This is a genomic window from Pseudomonas sp. AA-38 (genome assembly GCF_029457475.1).
In the GTDB taxonomy this organism is placed as follows: domain Bacteria; phylum Pseudomonadota; class Gammaproteobacteria; order Pseudomonadales; family Pseudomonadaceae; genus Aquipseudomonas.
This window is the reverse complement of sequence record NZ_CP120359.1, coordinates 2,033,746-2,050,016: the sequence shown is the minus strand read 5'-3', so window position 1 is coordinate 2,050,016 and position 16,271 is coordinate 2,033,746. Positions and strand designations below refer to the sequence as shown.

At 63.3% G+C, this 16,271-nt stretch carries 13 protein-coding genes; 3 read left to right on the top strand and 10 right to left on the bottom strand.

What is annotated here, in order from left to right; genetic code table 11:
- Positions 1-16: 16 nt before the first annotated feature.
- Positions 17-853, top strand: a complete 837-nt coding sequence (locus tag PVE35_RS09370; protein ID WP_268177941.1) for a metal-dependent hydrolase — start codon at positions 17-19, stop codon at positions 851-853.
- A 1-nt stretch (position 854) separates the two neighbouring features.
- Here PVE35_RS09370 and nahK read toward each other — a convergent pair whose 3' ends face one another.
- Both nahK and nosP read right to left on the bottom strand, forming a co-directional pair.
- The gene (gene nahK / locus PVE35_RS09365; RefSeq protein ID WP_277374467.1) at positions 855-3,500 is read right to left on the bottom strand and encodes a hybrid sensor histidine kinase/response regulator NahK/ErcS'; all 2,646 of its coding nucleotides are present in this window, start codon (positions 3,498-3,500) and stop codon (positions 855-857) included.
- Positions 3,430-4,593, bottom strand: coding sequence for a nitric oxide-sensing protein NosP (nosP, locus tag PVE35_RS09360; protein WP_268177943.1), 1,164 nt, complete (start codon positions 4,591-4,593; stop codon positions 3,430-3,432). The genes nahK and nosP overlap by 71 nt, the downstream gene beginning before the upstream one ends.
- Before the next feature lie 289 nt (positions 4,594-4,882).
- On the opposite strand from nosP, the gene PVE35_RS09355 reads away from it, so the two are divergent.
- On the top strand, positions 4,883-6,709 hold the full coding sequence (locus tag PVE35_RS09355) for a long-chain-acyl-CoA synthetase (RefSeq protein WP_277374466.1): 1,827 nt from the start codon (positions 4,883-4,885) through the stop codon (positions 6,707-6,709).
- A gap of 48 nt (positions 6,710-6,757) precedes the next feature.
- Here the strand turns inward: PVE35_RS09355 and PVE35_RS09350 are convergent, their stop codons facing one another.
- The 8 genes from PVE35_RS09350 to PVE35_RS09315 form a co-directional block, all read right to left on the bottom strand.
- Positions 6,758-7,249, bottom strand: coding sequence for a hypothetical protein (locus PVE35_RS09350; protein ID WP_277374465.1), 492 nt, complete (start codon positions 7,247-7,249; stop codon positions 6,758-6,760).
- Between the two features lie 90 nt (positions 7,250-7,339).
- Complete coding sequence (locus PVE35_RS09345) at positions 7,340-8,017, bottom strand: hypothetical protein (RefSeq protein WP_277374464.1); 678 nt, start codon at positions 8,015-8,017, stop codon at positions 7,340-7,342.
- Positions 8,014-8,586 (bottom strand): RNA polymerase sigma factor, encoded by a 573-nt coding sequence (locus PVE35_RS09340; RefSeq protein WP_277374463.1) that lies wholly within the window; start codon positions 8,584-8,586, stop codon positions 8,014-8,016. Before PVE35_RS09340 ends, PVE35_RS09345 begins: the two co-directional genes overlap by 4 nt.
- Entirely contained in the window at positions 8,583-10,283 is a 1,701-nt protein-coding gene (locus PVE35_RS09335) for a VWA domain-containing protein (protein WP_277374462.1), read from the bottom strand. Before PVE35_RS09335 ends, PVE35_RS09340 begins: the two co-directional genes overlap by 4 nt.
- Before the next feature lie 86 nt (positions 10,284-10,369).
- A complete protein-coding gene (locus PVE35_RS09330; protein ID WP_268177951.1) occupies positions 10,370-11,815 on the bottom strand; it encodes a PLP-dependent aminotransferase family protein in 1,446 nt (481 codons plus the stop codon).
- A gap of 871 nt (positions 11,816-12,686) precedes the next feature.
- The gene (locus PVE35_RS09325; RefSeq protein WP_268177952.1) at positions 12,687-13,487 is read right to left on the bottom strand and encodes an OmpA family protein; all 801 of its coding nucleotides are present in this window, start codon (positions 13,485-13,487) and stop codon (positions 12,687-12,689) included.
- Entirely contained in the window at positions 13,487-13,840 is a 354-nt protein-coding gene (locus PVE35_RS09320) for a DUF4398 domain-containing protein (protein WP_268177953.1), read from the bottom strand. The genes PVE35_RS09325 and PVE35_RS09320 overlap by 1 nt, the downstream gene beginning before the upstream one ends.
- A gap of 9 nt (positions 13,841-13,849) precedes the next feature.
- Complete coding sequence (locus tag PVE35_RS09315) at positions 13,850-14,683, bottom strand: transporter substrate-binding domain-containing protein (RefSeq protein ID WP_268177954.1); 834 nt, start codon at positions 14,681-14,683, stop codon at positions 13,850-13,852.
- A gap of 115 nt (positions 14,684-14,798) precedes the next feature.
- Here PVE35_RS09315 and PVE35_RS09310 point away from each other — a divergent pair, with 115 nt between their 5' ends.
- Entirely contained in the window at positions 14,799-15,725 is a 927-nt protein-coding gene (locus tag PVE35_RS09310; RefSeq protein WP_277374461.1) for an alpha/beta fold hydrolase, read from the top strand.
- Positions 15,726-16,271 lie beyond the last annotated feature (546 nt).

Below are 16,271 nucleotides of genomic sequence, written 5' to 3'. Positions count from 1 at the left end.
CAAGAGGACTCGAACGATGACTGCAAGCACCGCTCTGCCCCAAGCGAAAGCCAGCTTCCCGGTTCGGCGCATGGATTTCAGCTTCACCGCGACGCCCAAATACTGGTTCTACAACGACCCGTTCATGAGCCAGTTCATGAACAACCTGTCCTCGCTGTTCCCCTACGGCGAGAAGTTCTTCGTCGACAGCGTGCGCGCGGTGCGTGACGAGATCACCGACCCGCAGTTGAAGAAGGACATCAGTGCCTTCATCGGCCAGGAAGCCATGCATTCCAAGGAACACGCGGCCTACAACGATTATGCCAACGAGCACGGCATCGATCTGGAACGCCTGGAACTGCGCATCAAGGTGCTGCTGGAATGGACGACTCGCTTCAGCACCAAGAAGCATCGCCTGGCGGCCACCTGCGCGCTGGAACACTTCACCGCCACCATGGCCGAGCAACTGCTCAAGCGCGAAGACCTCACCACCCAGATGAACGACCCCAAGCTGTACCAGCTATGGATGTGGCACGCCATCGAGGAGAATGAGCACAAGGCAGTCTGCTACGACGTCTACCAGAATCTCTACGGCGGCTACTTCACCCGCGTATTCGTGATGATGATGACCACGGTGATGTTCGCCGGGGTGATCGGCTGGTTCCAGTTGCATCTGCTGCGCAAGGACGGCCAACTGTTCAACTGGCGTAGCTGGGCGCTGGGCCTGCGCAAGCTGTTCGGCCCGCGTGAAGGTTTCTTCACCAAGATGATCGGCCCTTACCTGGACTACTACCGCCCGGGCTTCCATCCCAAGGATCACGACACCACCGAGCTGGAAAACCGCTGGCGCGCGCGCCTGGGCTTCTCCAGCTAAGTCAGGCCTGCACGACGCCGCGTTCGAGCAGATGATTCATCGCGGCCTTGAGTTTCATCGGCCGCACCGGCTTGTGCAGCAGGCTGTGGCCAAGTTCGCGCATCTGCAGCTTGAGTTCGTTGCTGTAGTTGGCGGTGATCATCAGCGCCGGTAGTGGCGTGCTGCGCCGTGCGTTGATCTGCGCCACGGCATCGACGCCGTTGCGCTCATCGTCCAGGTGGTAGTCGGCTATCAGCAGGTCGGCCTCGGCGTGGTAGTTGTCCACCTGGCGCGCCAGATCCTGCTCCGATAGCGCAGTGATCACCCGGCAGCCCCAGCCTTCGAGCAGGGTGCGCATGCCGGCGCAGATCGCCGCGTCGTTATCCAGCACCCACACGCGCGCACCGCTCAGACGCTCGAGCGGATATTGCGGGCTGTCCTCCAGGGTGCGTGCCCGTGGCGCGCGCCGGGTCAACGGCACCTCCACGGCGAACATCGACCCCCTGCCCTGCTGCGAGGCCACGCGGATGCGATGGCCGAGCATGCGGGCGATTTTGTCGACGATGGCCAGGCCCAGACCGAGGCCACGATCCTGTTTGCGTTGCACGTTATCGCCGCGCTTGAACTCCTGGAAAATCTCGCCGAGCTTGTCTGGCGCGATGCCGATGCCGCTGTCCCATACCTCGATGGACAGGCTGTTGCCGCGCCGCCGGCAACCCAGCAGGATGCGTCCGCTGGCGGTGTAGCGAATGGCGTTGCTGAGGAAATTGCGCAGAATCCGCGCCAGCAGTTGCACGTCGCTGCGCACCAGCGCCGTACTGGGCAGGTAATCCAGGCGCAGCCCCTCGCTGCTGGCGATCTGGTGGTATTCGGCGGCCAGGTTATGTAACAGCTCGCTGACGGCGAACGGCGCGATATCGGCCTTGATCACCCCAGCATCGAGCTTGGAAATGTCCACTAGGGTGCCGAGCAGACTCTCCACGTCCTCCAGGGAATTGCTGACGTTGCGTACCAGGGGTGCACAGCCGGACAGGTCATGCTTCTCAAGCAGCGCGCTGGTGAACAGGCGCGCTGCGTTGAGCGGTTGCAGCAGATCATGGCTGACCGCGGCGAGGAACTTGGTCTTGGACAGGTTGGCCTGCTCCGCCTCGCCCTTGGCCTCGCGCAGGCGCACCTCCATCTGCGTGCGCTCGTCGATTTCGCGGCGCAGTTGCTCGTTCACCGTGGTCAGCTCGGCAGTGCGTTCACGCACGCGCTGTTCCAGGTGCTGATAGGCCTGATGCAGGGCTTCGGCGGTACGACGGCGCTCGGTGATATCGCGGATCAGCACGAAGATGCCCACCACCTCGCCGCTGGCCTGCCGGTTGGGCACGTAGGAGCGCAGCATGTAGCGCTCCTGCCCGGCGTGATTGGTCTCGGCGAACTCGAAGGTCACGCTCTCGCCGGACAGTGCCCGCTCGACGTAAGGCTCCAGGCGCTGGCAGTGCTCATCGCTGTGCACTTCGCGCAGGCTCTGGCCTAGCATGGCGCCACGCGGCCAGCAGTACCATTCCTCGTAGACCTTGTTGGTGAATTCGTAGACCAGATCGGCAGACAGGTAGGCGATCAGCGCCGGCACATGGTCGGTGATCAGGCGGATCCAGCGCTCGCTGTCGCTCAGCGCCTGGGCCTGACGATGACGCTCGGTGATGTCGGTGAAGGTGTTGACGAAGCCGCCGGTGGGTAGCGGATGGGTGCGCACCTCGAGCATGCGCCCGTCGAACAGCCGTACCTCTACCTGACGCAACGGCTTGCCGGCGGCATCGCGGCTGTCCGGGGTCAGCGGCTGTAGCTCGCTTTCCGCCATCACCTCGGCGAAGGGCCTGTGCGCGTTGATCGGCGCCAGGCCGCAGAGCTCGAGGAAACGGTGATTCCACAGCTCCAGCGCGCCCTCGGCATTGACCATGGCCATGCCCTGAGACAGGTTGTCCACCGCACGCTGCAACAGGCGCGACTTCTGCGCCAGGGCCTGCTCGCGGCGCAGCGCCTCGCTCTGCTTGACCTCGGTGATGTCGGTGTAGAGGATCACCAGCCCGCCTTCGCGAGTCGGCCGCTCGCTGACCTGCACCCAACGGCCATCCTGCAGGCGGAACAGGCTCGGCTCGCCTTCCTTGCCCAGTTGCGCCTCCACCACCAGCCCGGTGCTGCGACTCAGGCGCTTGATCTCCTCCAACCGCGTGCCCGTGCCGATACGCGCCCGGCTGCGTGCCCACAGGGCCTTGAAACGGCTGTTGAAGAGGACGATGCGCTGACGGTCGTCGAACAGCACGAAGGCATCGGAAATGCTCTCGATGGCGTCGATCAGGTGCTGGTGCGCGGTCTCAGCGCGCAGGCGCGCATCGCTGAGCAACTGGTTGCTCGACTTGAGTTCGGCCATGGCCTGGTTCAGCGCGTCGGTGCGCTCGCGCACCTGCTCGGCCAGTACCACCGAGTGCTGGAAAGCGGCATAGGCATCGTCACCCCGCGAGTGGATCGATTCCACCCGCTCGATCAGCGCGGCGTTGATGCGCTTGAGCTTGGCGTTCTCCAGCTCCAGCGCGGCGCAGCGTGCCTGTAGCTCAGCGTTCGCAGCGTCCAGCGGGGCGACCAATGGCGACCCCGGTGAAGGTCTGGTTGATGTGCATGCCATTGAACTGCTCTCCGTAGGTGTTGAAGCCGATCACCCGCTGCTGACGCAGTAGGTCGGCGACCGGCTCGACGCCAGCGTCGTTCTCGATTTCCAGGCGGCGCAGGAAGCAGTCGCAACCGATGGTCAGCAGCAACGGGCCGAGGCGCTGCTGCAGACCGGCGAATAGCTGTTGCAGATTGGGCAGCAAGGGACCAGGGCGCATGCCGGTAAGGACGATGCCGTTCTCCACTGCGCAGTAGAAGGTCAGGCTGAGGTCGTCATGCACCTGCTGGATCGAACGCACGTAGTAGTGATCGCTGATGCGCACCGCCAGCGGATAGGCGGCGAATATGCGGTGATCCAGAGCCTCGAGTGGTACGCCGATCAGTTCGGCATACTCCTGCGCCGCCGGTGCGGCGTTGAGTTCGTACACCCGACGGCTGGCGCTGTCGGCACGGGTGACCACCAGTTTGTCGGCGCTGGGCAGGATGTGGTGGGTGCTGAACACCTCGAAATCCAGCCAGGTGTTGAACAACACCACCACCGCGGCACCACTGTGAAAGCGCCCGTCGTGATAGACATGGGTATGGGTCAGGTGGTTGTCGTCGCCGGCCGAACCGCCGAAATGCGGGATGCTGCCCAGTGCCGCGCTGAGCGCGCCGAGCACCAGCTCCTCGCGGCTGGAGAGGCCGTCGAGCAGGGTCAGGGCAAAGCTGTGGCCCTTGATCGAGGCCAGCTCGTTACTGCGGCAATCCTTGACCAGGCCATCGACCAGGTGCTGCGCATCGAGCAGGTTGAAGCGCTCCATCTCGTCGATCAGCACGCTGGCGATGGAGAAGCAGCGCAGGTCGAAGCCCAGCGCCACCACGCACCCTCGGCCATAGCCCTGCGGGGTGATCTCGCCGGCACTGGTGCAACCAACCAGGCTGACGCCGCCAAAGTGCGCCTCCAGCGCCTGACCAAGGCCATCGAGGTCATACTCGGCCGAGCAGAAAAACAGCACGAAACCGAGATAGGGATGGATCAGCTGGCGTGCCAGTTCCTGCGCGGCCAATTCCACGTCCTTCGTGCTGGAAACGGCGCTGACGACGCCCTCCGACTGATCCAAGGCCATATAACGCCCCAATACACCTGCTGGTCTTGGGGAAATTCTACGAAGCAGCCGGCGCTTCCCCCATGCTACTTGAGTACTGGGTAGTCGATCCGTATGGCGTACTCGCGAAGCAGTATGCCGCCTGATTCAGGCTCTGCACCCCAGGATGACCGATCCAGACGCACTCGCCAGACCAGCGCATTTGCCGATCTGCCCGCCGAAGCGCGCGCCAGGGCCATGGCTGGCGGAGCGCGCCTTGAATAGAGTCAGGTATCGCCTCTAATTCATAACAGTTCAAAGTGCGAGCCCCATGAGCCAAGCCGATCTGATTTCGCCCATTCGCTTTCTGGCCCACCTGCCGCAACACCTGCCACGCGTGCCACGCATGTTGCGCGGGCTCTACTACGCGGGTATCCGCAATCGCGAGAAGAGCCTGTCGCTGGCCTGGGCCCTGCAACTCGCCACCGAGCGCTACCCCGAGCGCCCGGCCATGATGGATGAGAACCGCCAGCTCAGCTATCGCGCGTTCAATGCCTGGGCCAACCGTCTGGCCTGGGCCTTCAAGGCCGAAGGGGTCGGCCATGGCGACGTGGTCGCGGTGATGCTGGAAAACCGCCTGGAACAGTTGGCTATCCTCGCCGGCTTGAGCAAACTCGGTGCGGTCGGCGCCCTGATCAACACCACCCAACGCGGCAAGGTGCTGGCGCACAGCTTCAACCTGGTCAAACCCCGCTTTCTGGTGATCGGCGACGAACTGCTCGGCGCCTTCGACGAAATCGCCGAGCAACTGCAGAACCAGCAGGCCAAACGCTACTGGGTTGCCGACCAGGATTGCCTGCGCGATCCCGGCCAGGCACCGGACGGCTGGAGCAACCTGATGCAACTGGCCGTCGGCCAGGCTGAAGACAACCCACCGGACAGCCTGCGCGTGCGCATGAAGGATCCCTGCTTCCTGATCTACACCTCGGGCACCACCGGCCTGCCCAAGGCCTCGATCATGAGCCATGGCAAGTGGATCAAGGCCTATGGCGGCTTCGGTCACTCCGGCCTGACGCTGAACGAACGTGACGTGCTCTACCTCACGCTGCCCTGTTACCACAACAACGCCGTTACCGTGTGCTGGAGCGCGGCGCTGGCCGGCGGCGCCGCCATCGCCCTGCGCCGGCGCTTCTCCGCCAGCGCCTTCTGGAGCGACGTGGCGCGCTACCAGGCCACCTGCTTCGGCTATATCGGCGAGCTGTGCCGCTACCTGCTCAACCAGCCGGTGCACCCGGCCGAACGGGGCAACAGCCTGCGCTGCATGATCGGCAATGGCCTGCGCCCATCGATCTGGGCCGAGTTCAAGGAGCGCTTCGGCATCGAGCAGATCACCGAATTCTATGCCTCCAGCGAAGGCAACATCGGCTTCACCAACGTCTTCAACTTCGACAACACCGTCGGCTACACCCCGGCCACCTACGCCATCGTCCGCTACGACCTGGAGAACGACCGCCCGGTCCGCAGCAGCAACGGTTTCCTGCAGAAGGCCGACAAGGGCGAAGCCGGTCTGCTGATCAGCGAGATCAGCGCCAAATGGCCCTTCGACGGCTACACCGACCCGGCCAAGAGCGAGTCGGTGATCCTGCGCAACGTGTTCAAGAAAGGCGATGCCTGGTTCAACACCGGCGACCTGATGCGCGACATCGGCTGCAAGCACGCACAGTTCGTCGACCGTCTCGGCGATACCTTCCGCTGGAAGGGCGAGAACGTCTCGACAACCGAGGTGGAAAACGTGCTCGGCGCCTTCCCCGGCGTGGAGGATGCTGTGGTCTATGGCGTGGAGATACCCGGCACCAACGGCCGCTGCGGCATGGCCGCGTTGCGCCTGGCACAAGGCTGCGAGCTGGACGGCGCCGCACTGGCCGCCTATCTCGATGCCGAGCTGCCAGCTTATGCCGCCCCGCTGTTCATCCGCCTGCTCGGCGAGGTGGAGACCACCGGCACCTTCAAGTACAAGAAGACCGATCTGAAACAGGCCGGCTACGATCCGAAAAAGGTAGACGAGCCACTCTACGTGCGCCTACCGGGCTCGACGAGCTTCCAGCCACTGGATGCCGATGTGCATACGGCTATCGAGCTGCAGGTGCATCGGTTCTGAATGACGTTACGCGGCGCCAGACAGTTGGCGCTGCGCTCCTGCCTGCCGCTACTGCTTGAACTCGAACTGCAGCTCGGCGCCTTCGATGGAATCCCAGTAGTCGTCCACTCGCGCGTTGTTGATCAGCTTGCCGCTGATCTGGAACGGGCCAGTGCTTTCGGGCTTCTCGCCGAACAGAGGCGGCAGCAGCGGTTTCAGCTCCTGCTCGGTTTTGCTTTGCAGTGCCTGCTCGAACAGCTCATGGGGCACGCTCAGATCCAGCGCCTGCGCCGCAGCCGGCTCTACCGGCTTGGGTTGTACGGGAGCGGGCTTGGGCGTGACGGCAACCGGCGCTTTGCCGGGCGCTACCACCGGCTTGGCCTCGACCGCTTCGCCCCGCGCCGGCGCGGCGGGCTTGGGCTTGGCGGCAGGTGCTTCGACAGGTGTGGTAACGGGGGCGGCCTGGGTAGGCTCGGGCGGCTGCGCCACGGGCTGCGGCACAGGTTCGCAAGCACTCAGCCAAGCCAGGCACAGCAATAACAGCAAAGACTTAGGTTTCATGGGGTACAACTGACTCATTCACTAACCCGCCCATGCTCCCCTGCCCGAACCTGTCTGGCAAGACGACTTACACGACTTTTACGCCGCATCTCATTCACGAGGTTCTTCTTCGGCCAGATGGCTCAGCTCGGCCTCGATATCCAGTTGCGGGTAATCGGCCTGGAGCTGCTCCAGCAGGCGCTGCGCCTCTTCCTGCTGACCAGTCTTGCGCAGCGCCAGCAGTTGCAACAATGCCTCGCGCGGCTCGCTCTGGATCACCAGCTCGGCCATGGGCGCCATGGCCTCTGAACTGGCCATGGGCGTGTCGGCCATCGCGGCAGGTGGCAGCGGACGCACCAGAGCCTCGGCCTTGAGGCGCTCCTGTGGTGCGGCCATACGCGCCATCGACTCGCTCTGCGCGGCACGCTTGGCGGCCATCGGTGCGGGTGCTGGTGCGGCGGGACTCATGGCCACGCTGGGCGGCACACTATCGAAGGCTTGCGGCACCTGCTCCAGCGTGCGCCAGGTCAGGCTGACACCGATGCCGACACAAGCCAGCCCGGCCACGGCCACCGACCAGCGCTGGCGGGTGCTGCCGAACAGCCATTGATGCAGACGCCGTGCCCAGCCAGCCTTGGCCTCATCGGCCCGGCGTGCCTCAGATGCAGCTACGCTGGCAGCGGCGAGGATACGCGCATCCAGCTCGGCCGAAGGTTCACCGCTGCCATGAGCACGGAAATGCGCCAGCAGCGCCTGTTCGTGATCCAACGGTTCTCGTTCATGGGTCATGCGGACAACTCCTCGGTGGCCAACAGCCGGCGCAGTTTCTGCAATGCATAGCGCAAACGGCTCTTGACCGTCTCCGCCGGCGTGCGGGTCAACTCGGCAATCTCGTTCAGTTCCAGGTCGCCGTGAGCGCGCAGCAGGAACACCTCGCGCTGCTCTTCCGGCAGGTCAGCCAGCGCAGCCTGCAGCCGCTCACTGTCGCGACTCAGGCCCCACTGCTGCTCCGGGCCGGGTTGCGGGTCGGCCTGGGCGTGCTGGTCCTCATCGTATTCGTCATGCCCGGTCTGATGTCGGCCCGTCTTGCGCCAGTGATCGATCAGGCGATTACGCGCGATCTGGTACAGCCAGGTCTTGAACAGCACGGCCTCGCGCTGCTCGCTCTGGCTGCGGATCAGGCTCATCCAGGTGTCCTGAAACACTTCCTCGGCCAGGGCATGATCGCCGCACAGGCCAAGCAGAAAGCGGAACAGGCCCAGCCGATGGCGCTGGTACAGCGCATTGAAGGCCGTGGCATCGCCGTGGCGGTAACGCCGCAGCAAAGCGGCGTCGTCATCCGTGAGAGGTGCGTTCACTGCTGAACTCGTGCGGGGGTGGAGGCGGAAGTGTGCAGGCTCTGGGCGATTTCGGCCAGTTGGATGAACTCGCCGCGCAGGCCGAAGCGATCCTCGCCCTTGGCCGAGCGCGCCAGCTCAATGCTCTGCGCCAGGCCGAAGTCGCCGATGTAGCGCCCATCCTTGAGTTGCTGGGCGAAGGCAGCGACTGCAGCGGCGAAGCGCAGATCCTCGCTGGCGGCGTTCATCTGCTTGGCCTCGGCACGCGCGATGGGGCGCTCCAGCAACCGACTGCTCACCTCTCCCGGCGCCTTGTAGCGAATCCGCAACCAGGCCAGTTCGCCACTCTTGCTCGCGGTCTGGGCAGTGGCCTTATAGCGCAGCGGCTCCAGCCAACCCTTGCTACCTGTCGGAACGATCTCGTACAGCGCAGTGACGGTGTGCCCGGCGCCAATATCACCGGCGTCGACCTTGTCATTGCTGAAATCCTCGCGCTTGAGTGCGCGGTTCTCGTAGCCCAGCAAGCGGTACTCGCTAACCTCGCTCGGGTTGAATTCCAGTTGCAGTTTCACGTCGCTGGCCACGGTGGCCAGGGTCGAGCCAAGCTGATCCACCAGCACCTTGCGTGCTTCACGCAGGTTGTCGATATAGGCGTAATTGCCGTTGCCGGCATCGGCCAGTTGCTCCATCAGACGCTCATTGTAGTTGTCCACGCCAAAACCCAGGGTGGTCAGCGAAATGCCGCTCTTGCGCTTGTCGGCGGCCAGTTGCTTGAGGCTGTCGAAGTCGCTGATGCCCACATTGAAATCACCATCGGTGGCCAGGAGGATGCGATTGATACCGCCGTCGATCAGGTGCTTGCTCGCCTGCTGATAGGCCAACTGGATACCGGACTCCCCTGCCGTCGAGCCACCGGCGCTGAGTTGATCGATGGCCGCACGGATCTTCGCCTTGTCGCTACCGGGCGTGGAGTCGAGCACCACCTGGCTGTCACCGGCATAGGTGACCAGCGAGACACGATCCTGCGGGCGCAGTTGCTCGACCAGCAGCTTCAGGGTGCCCTGCACCATCGGCAGCCCTTCGCGGCGCTGCATCGAGCCGGACACATCGACCAGAAACACCAGATTGGCCGGTGGCAGCTCATCGACGCTGCGATCAGAGGCCTTGATGGCGATGCGCAGCAGGCGGGTCTGTGGGTTCCAGGGCGTCACTGCCAGCTCGCTGCTGACACCGAAAGGCACATCACCCTGCGGCAACGGATAGTCATAAGGGAAGTAGTTGACCAGCTCCTCCAGGCGCACCGCATCCTTAGGAGGCAGTTGTCCATCGTTGAGAAAGCGCCGCACATTGGCGTAGCTGCCGGTGTCGACGTCGATGCTGAAGGTGGACACCGGCGTCTCGGCGACGGCGTGCACCGGGTTGTCGGCATAGGCCTGATACTGCTCCCGCGGCTGGTCACGGTAGCCTGGCGGCAAAGCGTCGGCCATCGGGGCCGGCGCGTAGGCCAGGTTCGCCATGCGTTTGTGGCTGGCCTCGGCAGCCATCTCGACTGTTGCAGGTGCTGCCAGGCGCCCAGGTGTCAGCGACGCCGCCGGCTCCGTACTGGACTGGGCCTCTGGCTCCGGGCCAGAGGCGCTGCAGGCGGCGAGCAGCAACAAGGTGCTCACAGAAAAACCGATGGACAACGGATGAACGAGCAACCGGAAATGAATGGGCATGATGCAGCTCCTGAGCAATGGCACGAGACCTTCGCTCAGGTAGACGCAGTTGCTTGATGAATCGGGTTAAAGCTCGAACAGGCTTTTCAACCTTCCCATGAGCCACCCGCCTCCTGGCACAACTGCGTGGCCAGCATGCCCAGGGTCATCAGCGCCCTTTCCGCCTCGCGATTCCACGGGATGCCGCAATTGAGTCGCACGCAGTGGTTGAACTGCTCGGTGTTGCTGAAGATCAGCCCCGGCGCGATGGAAATACCCTGCTGCAAGGCGCGCACGTGCAGATCCTTGGTATTGACCCGCGCTGGCAGGCTGACCCAGAGGATGAAGCCGCCCTTGGGCCGGGTCATCTGCGTGCCGGCCGGAAAATACTGCTGCACGGCCAGTTGGAAGGCGCTGAGGTTCTTGCGGTACTCCTGGCGGATATGCCGCAGATGGCGGTCATAACCACCGTTCTCCAGGTAAGCCGCTACCGCCATCTGGGTAACGCTGCACGCCGAATGGGTGGAAAAGGTCTGCAACCGCTGAATCTCGTCCTGATACTTGCCAGCGACGATCCAGCCGATGCGCACACCGGGCGAAAGCGTCTTGGAGAAGCTCGAGCAATAGATCACCCGGCTGTCGCGATCATGGGACTTGAGCGCCTTGGTCGGCCCCTGCTCGAACATCAGCTCGCCATAGATATCGTCCTCGACGATCTGGAAATCGTAATCGCCGGCTAGGCGCAGCAATTGGCGCTGGCGCTCCTCGGGGATGGTTCCGCCCAGCGGGTTGGACAGCCGCGCAGTCAGCACCAGTGCCTTGATCGGCCACTGGTTGGCCGCCAGTTGCAGCGCTTCGAGGCTGATGCCAGTGGTGGGGTCGCAGGGAATCTCGATGACCTTGAGGCCGAGCAGGTCAGCCAGTTGCAGCAGGCCATAGTAGGTCGGCGATTCCACGGCAATCAGATCGCCTGGCTTGGTCAGCACGCGCAGGCTCATCTGCAGTGCATCGACGCAACCATGGGTGATCACCACCTCGGACGGGTCGACCACCACCCCCGCATCGCGCATGCGGATCGCCACCTGGCGGCGCAGCGGCTCGAAGCCGGGGCTGAACATGTAGCTGAAGGCACGCGGGCTATGAAAGCGGGTGACCTTAGCCAGTTGCTGGTGCAGCGCGCGCACCGGCAGGTAATCGACATGGGGCACCGCGGCGCCCAGCGGGAACACCCCTTCGCGGCGCGACTCGGTGAGCACCTGATTGATGATGCTGGCGCGGGTGACCAGGCCAGGCCGCTCCACCTTGGCGATATCCGGGGTCGGTGCGGTCAGCGCGGGCGTCTGATGCACGTAGAAGCCCGATTGCGGCCGTGCACGGATCAGGCCCTGGTCTTCCAGATTGGCGTAGGCCTGTAGCACCGTGGCGTGGCTGACGTTGAGTTGCGCGCTCATCTTGCGCACCGAGGGCACACGTTCCCCCGGCTGGTAGACGCCGCGACGGATATCGTCGGCCAACTGCTGGGCGATACGTTGATAGAGCAACAGATTGGTCACGGCGAGCTCCTCCTGGCTACTGAACCATAACAGTAGCTGATAAGCGCAGAATTGTACCGGGACAGTTCAACATTGTTTTACTCGTACAACCAGGCCTCATGAAAAAGGTTGTTCGCGTTATAGGGGGATGCTTGCTTGACACTGGACCGGCAAGTTTGTGTGTGGTTGTTGTCTTGTTGGTTGTTCGGGTGCTTGTTCCGGCTTGCCGCGTTTTTGTTGATGTTTTTGGTTTCGCCCTCCCGGGCGAGTCACTTTTGTAGGGCAAGCCCACCAAAACCCTCCGCCCGGTCATCCGGCCCTGGCTGCGCCAGGGTTCGCTCACTCCATCGTCGCTCCAGAGGCCCGCCTTAGGGCTGACCGGGAAGCCGGCAAGCAATCCAGGCGAATGAAACTATTGGTTTAATTCGACAACCACGTCGTGATTCCACTGCTACCAGAACACGCCGAGCAGACCTTGGAATGCCGGTTCGTTCAGGCGCGCGAATGTCCCCCTTCAGGAGGGTGAGTGGAATCGTTGTGTAGAGGGTTGAGCGGCATGGATGCCGCGAGAGCCGCGACTGGCCAGGGATGGCCCTTCGCGGCGGGCCCTCGGAGCAATGATGGAACGAACGAACCCCGGCGCAGCCGGGGCCGGATGGCGGGGGTGCGTTTCTTTTGCTTACTTTTCTTTGCGCATTTCAAAGAAAAGTGAGTCGCCCGAGGGGGCGAAACAAGGAGTTTCTGAATACACTGAAGCGGCGTCCAGAACACATACCAGCACACAAACTTGCCAGTCCGGCGTCAAGACGACTTTCCCGAGACTCCACGAAGAACCATGAAAAACGCCGCGTCCCATACGGGGCGCGGCGTTGTTCGGAGCCTACACAAAGGCCTAGCGTTCGCTACCCAGTTGCCCGCGCTCATCGGAGAAGACGATCTCCACCCGGCGGTTCTGCGCCCGCCCGCGTGCCGAGGCGTTTTCCGCCACCGGGAAGTCGACGCCATAGCCCACCACCTGGATGCGCTTGGCGTCTATACCCAGGTCGATCAGCAGATCAGCCACCGTCTGCGCCCGGGCCCGTGACAGCTCCAGGTTCTCCTCGACGCTGCCAGTGTTGTCGGTATAGCCCTCGATGCGCACACGGCGCTGCGGGTTGATCTGCAGGAACTGCACGAGCTTGAGCAAGGTGCGATTGGCCGCTGGCTGCAGCTCGGCACGCCCGGCGTCGAAGAGCATGTCACCCAGGGTCATCACCAGGCCACGATCCGTCTCGCTGGCGGCGAGGCTGACCATCTGCTCCTCGAGCCAGCCATTGTGCTGCTGCACGCTGAGCAACTTGGCCTCGCGCAGAGTCAGTTGCAGGCGCTGCAACTCCAGCTCCAGCTTGGCCACGCGCTCCTGGTTCAAGCGGGTTTCGCTGTGCTGGCGGGCGATGGCAGCATAGCGTTCGCTGAGGTAGGCATAGTGGGCCACGTCCGCCCCACTGCCCCAGTAACTGGACAGGCGCTCGGCGCGAGCCAGGGATTCACCGGCGCGGATCACGTCCTTGGGGGCGGCACGCAGCACGTCCGGGTCTTCCTTGACCGACTGGAAGCTGGCGCGGGCGGCGTCGAGGGCCTCTTCGTTCGACGGCGATAGCGCACAGCCCGTGAGCGAAACGAGCAGCACTGCGAGCATCGGCAAGCCTTTCATCACATCGCCCCCAGTTGCTGGCGCAGTCGAGCAATACGGCGATTGAGCTCGGTCAGTTGCTCGCGGCTCCTGACGTTGAGGTGCTCGGCTTCGGCCAGGCGCGCATCCAGCTCAGCCTGCTCGGCCAGCAGGCGTGCCTCCTTGTTGTCCTCGTCCGCAGCAGCGATCCGAGCGCGCGCGTACTTGTCCTCGGCCTGGGCCAGCAACGGCGCCTGCTCGGCGCCAACAGCCAGCGCCTGCACCTGGCTCAGGGCCTGTTCGGTCAGGCGCAACTGCTCGGTCGGTGCCGGATCACTGGCACAGCCAGCGAGCGCCAGGGGTAGTATGAGTCTGCAAAGGTATCGATCGATCACGAAAACGTCCTACTGATTGGCATCGCCAACGGGGTCGGGTTGCATCTGCTGCGCTTGCCACAACGCCAGATTGCGCTGCAGGAACTGCTCGGGCACGCCTGCGGCAACCATTTCTGTCATCTTGCGCGCGAGCTGTCCACGCAGCCAGGGCTCGTTACAGGCCGAATTGTGCGACAGCGCGAGGTACAGGCCCTCGCTGGAAATCGGCGGTTCCAGTACCTCGAGGTCGCTGTCCACACCCAGGGTTTCCGCCAGCGCCAGGCCGGGGTAATGCTCAGAAAGCACATAGTCGGTACGCCCGAGCAAGAGCTTCTGGAACGCCTGGGTGAGACTGGCGACACCTTCCAGGGTCAGGTTCTGCTTGGCGAAAGCATCGAACTGCTGGCCGAAGCTGTTGCCCACCAGGGTGTCACCCTTGTGCCCTTGCAGATCGACCCAACTGCCATACGGGAAACCTTCACCCTTGCGCACCCAGACCACGCTTGGCGTGATGAAGAACGCGGGGTGTACATAATCCATGCTCTCTAGCCGTGGCAGGGTGATGAAGGCGCCGACCAGCAGGTCGACACGCCCGCTGCGCACCTCTTCCTGCGCCTGCGACCAGGGGCCAGTGTGGATCATCTCGATGGTCACGCCCAGCTCCTTGCCCAGTTGCTTGAGCAGGTCGGCATTGGCCCCGATCAGCTGCTTGGGGTTCTGCGGATCACGCCACAGATAAGGCGGGTACTCGGGATTCCCCGTGGCCACCAGACGCTCGCACTTGCCAGCCGCGAGCAATGAGCCCGGCAATATCAGCAGGCCCAGCCACAACAGCAGAGACTTCGATGCAAAGCACTTGAGCATTGGCTACTCTCGGTTCAGATGAGAATCGACGGCGAAAGCCTGCCGACGACTCGATGAAATGGGACTTCATGCTAGTTTAACCAAGCCGCCACGATAATCCCTGATAAGGATGGTCATGAAAAAATGCCTGCTTGGCCTCGTACTGCTTCTCGCCCTTGCCGCAACGACGCTCTACCTCTTCCCCGCAACTCAACTGGCCAGCCTGCGTCTGATCGAACAGTACCGCGCCGGCATGAGCCACGAGCGAACGCGCGTCGGCGATCTTAACATTCATTATTACCAGGGCGGGCCAGCAGAGGGCGAAGTGGTGGTGCTGATCCATGGCTTCGCCGCCGACAAGGACAACTGGCTGCGTTTCTCCCGTTACCTGACGGATCGCTATCGGGTCATCGCACTCGACCTGCCCGGCTTCGGCGAAAGCGACCGCCCGGCCGGCAGTTACGATGTCGGCACTCAGGCCGAACGCCTGGCCAACATCCTCGACGCCCTGGGCCTGCAGCATGTCCACCTGCTGGGCAACTCCATGGGCGGCCACATCGCCGCGCTGTATGCGGCGCGTTACCCTGAGCATGTGCGCTCCCTGGCATTGTTCGATAACGCTGGCGTCACCGCCCCGCACCTGAGCGAGCTTTACCAGCGCCTGCTGCAAGGCCAGCCCAACCCATTGATCGTTCATCAGCCAAAGGACTTCCAGGCCCTGTTGGACTTCGTCTTCGTCGAGCCTCCCTACCTGCCCGAGTCGCTCGAGCATTACCTGGCCGAACGCGCCATCGCCAACGCGGCGTATTACGAGCAGGTCTTCGCGCAACTGGTGGAGCGCTACGTTCCGCTGGAGCCACAACTGGCGAAGATCAGCGCGCCAACCCTGCTGCTCTGGGGCCGGCAAGATCGGGTGCTGGACGTGTCCAGTATCGAGGTGATGCAGCCGCTGCTGCAGAAGCCGAGCGTGGCTATCATGGAGGGTGTCGGTCACGTGCCCATGCTCGAACGCCCCGAGCAGAGCGCCCTGCTCTATCGGCAGTTTCTGCAAAGCGTGCAGTGAGTGAAGCCAGTACCTGGAAGAGGGTTCTGCGCATTCTATGGGGTGATGGTTGCTTGATACCGGACTGGCAATTCGGTGTTGGTTTTTTCTGGTGTCTGTTCCGAATTGCCGCGTTTTTGCTGATGTTTCTGGTTTCGCCCTCCCGGGCGAGTCACTTTGCGGGCAAAGTAACCAAAACCTCCGCCCTTTCATCCGGCCCTGGCTGCGCCAGGGTTCGCTCATTCCATCGCCGCTCCAGAGGCCCGCCGCGGTGGGCCATCCATGGCCCATCGCGGCTTTCGCGGCATCCATGCCGCTCAACCTCTTCCACGACGATTCCGTTCGCCCTCCTGGGCGGGCTCTGCACGCGCCTGAACCTGCGGTAACCCAGAATTAGCGTGGAGTGCTTGAACATGGGTCAGCCCTAGGGCTTACCAGAATGCCGGCTGCAAGCCGGCAAGCTATCCAGGCGAATGAAACTGCGCGAATGAAACTATTGGTTGAATTCGACAGCCAAATCGCGGCTCCACAGCGACCAGAACACGCCGGGTATGCCCGGAACCGATG

Bases quoted from the DNA above. Each gene is read 5' to 3' on its own strand.
- PVE35_RS09345 (WP_277374464.1), bottom strand. From the start codon at position 8,017: ATGACCCATGAACGAGAACCGTTGGATCACGAACAGGCGCTGCTGGCG.
- PVE35_RS09370 (WP_268177941.1), top strand. From the start codon at position 17: ATGACTGCAAGCACCGCTCTGCCCCAAGCGAAAGCCAGCTTCCCGGTT.
- PVE35_RS09335 (WP_277374462.1), bottom strand. From the start codon at position 10,283: ATGCCCATTCATTTCCGGTTGCTCGTTCATCCGTTGTCCATCGGTTTT.
- nahK (WP_277374467.1), bottom strand. From the start codon at position 3,500: ATGGCATGCACATCAACCAGACCTTCACCGGGGTCGCCATTGGTCGCC.
- PVE35_RS09315 (WP_268177954.1), bottom strand. From the start codon at position 14,683: ATGCTCAAGTGCTTTGCATCGAAGTCTCTGCTGTTGTGGCTGGGCCTG.
- PVE35_RS09355 (WP_277374466.1), top strand. From the start codon at position 4,883: ATGAGCCAAGCCGATCTGATTTCGCCCATTCGCTTTCTGGCCCACCTG.
- nosP (WP_268177943.1), bottom strand. From the start codon at position 4,593: ATGGCCTTGGATCAGTCGGAGGGCGTCGTCAGCGCCGTTTCCAGCACG.
- PVE35_RS09350 (WP_277374465.1), bottom strand. From the start codon at position 7,249: ATGAAACCTAAGTCTTTGCTGTTATTGCTGTGCCTGGCTTGGCTGAGT.
- PVE35_RS09325 (WP_268177952.1), bottom strand. From the start codon at position 13,487: ATGAAAGGCTTGCCGATGCTCGCAGTGCTGCTCGTTTCGCTCACGGGC.
- PVE35_RS09310 (WP_277374461.1), top strand. From the start codon at position 14,799: ATGAAAAAATGCCTGCTTGGCCTCGTACTGCTTCTCGCCCTTGCCGCA.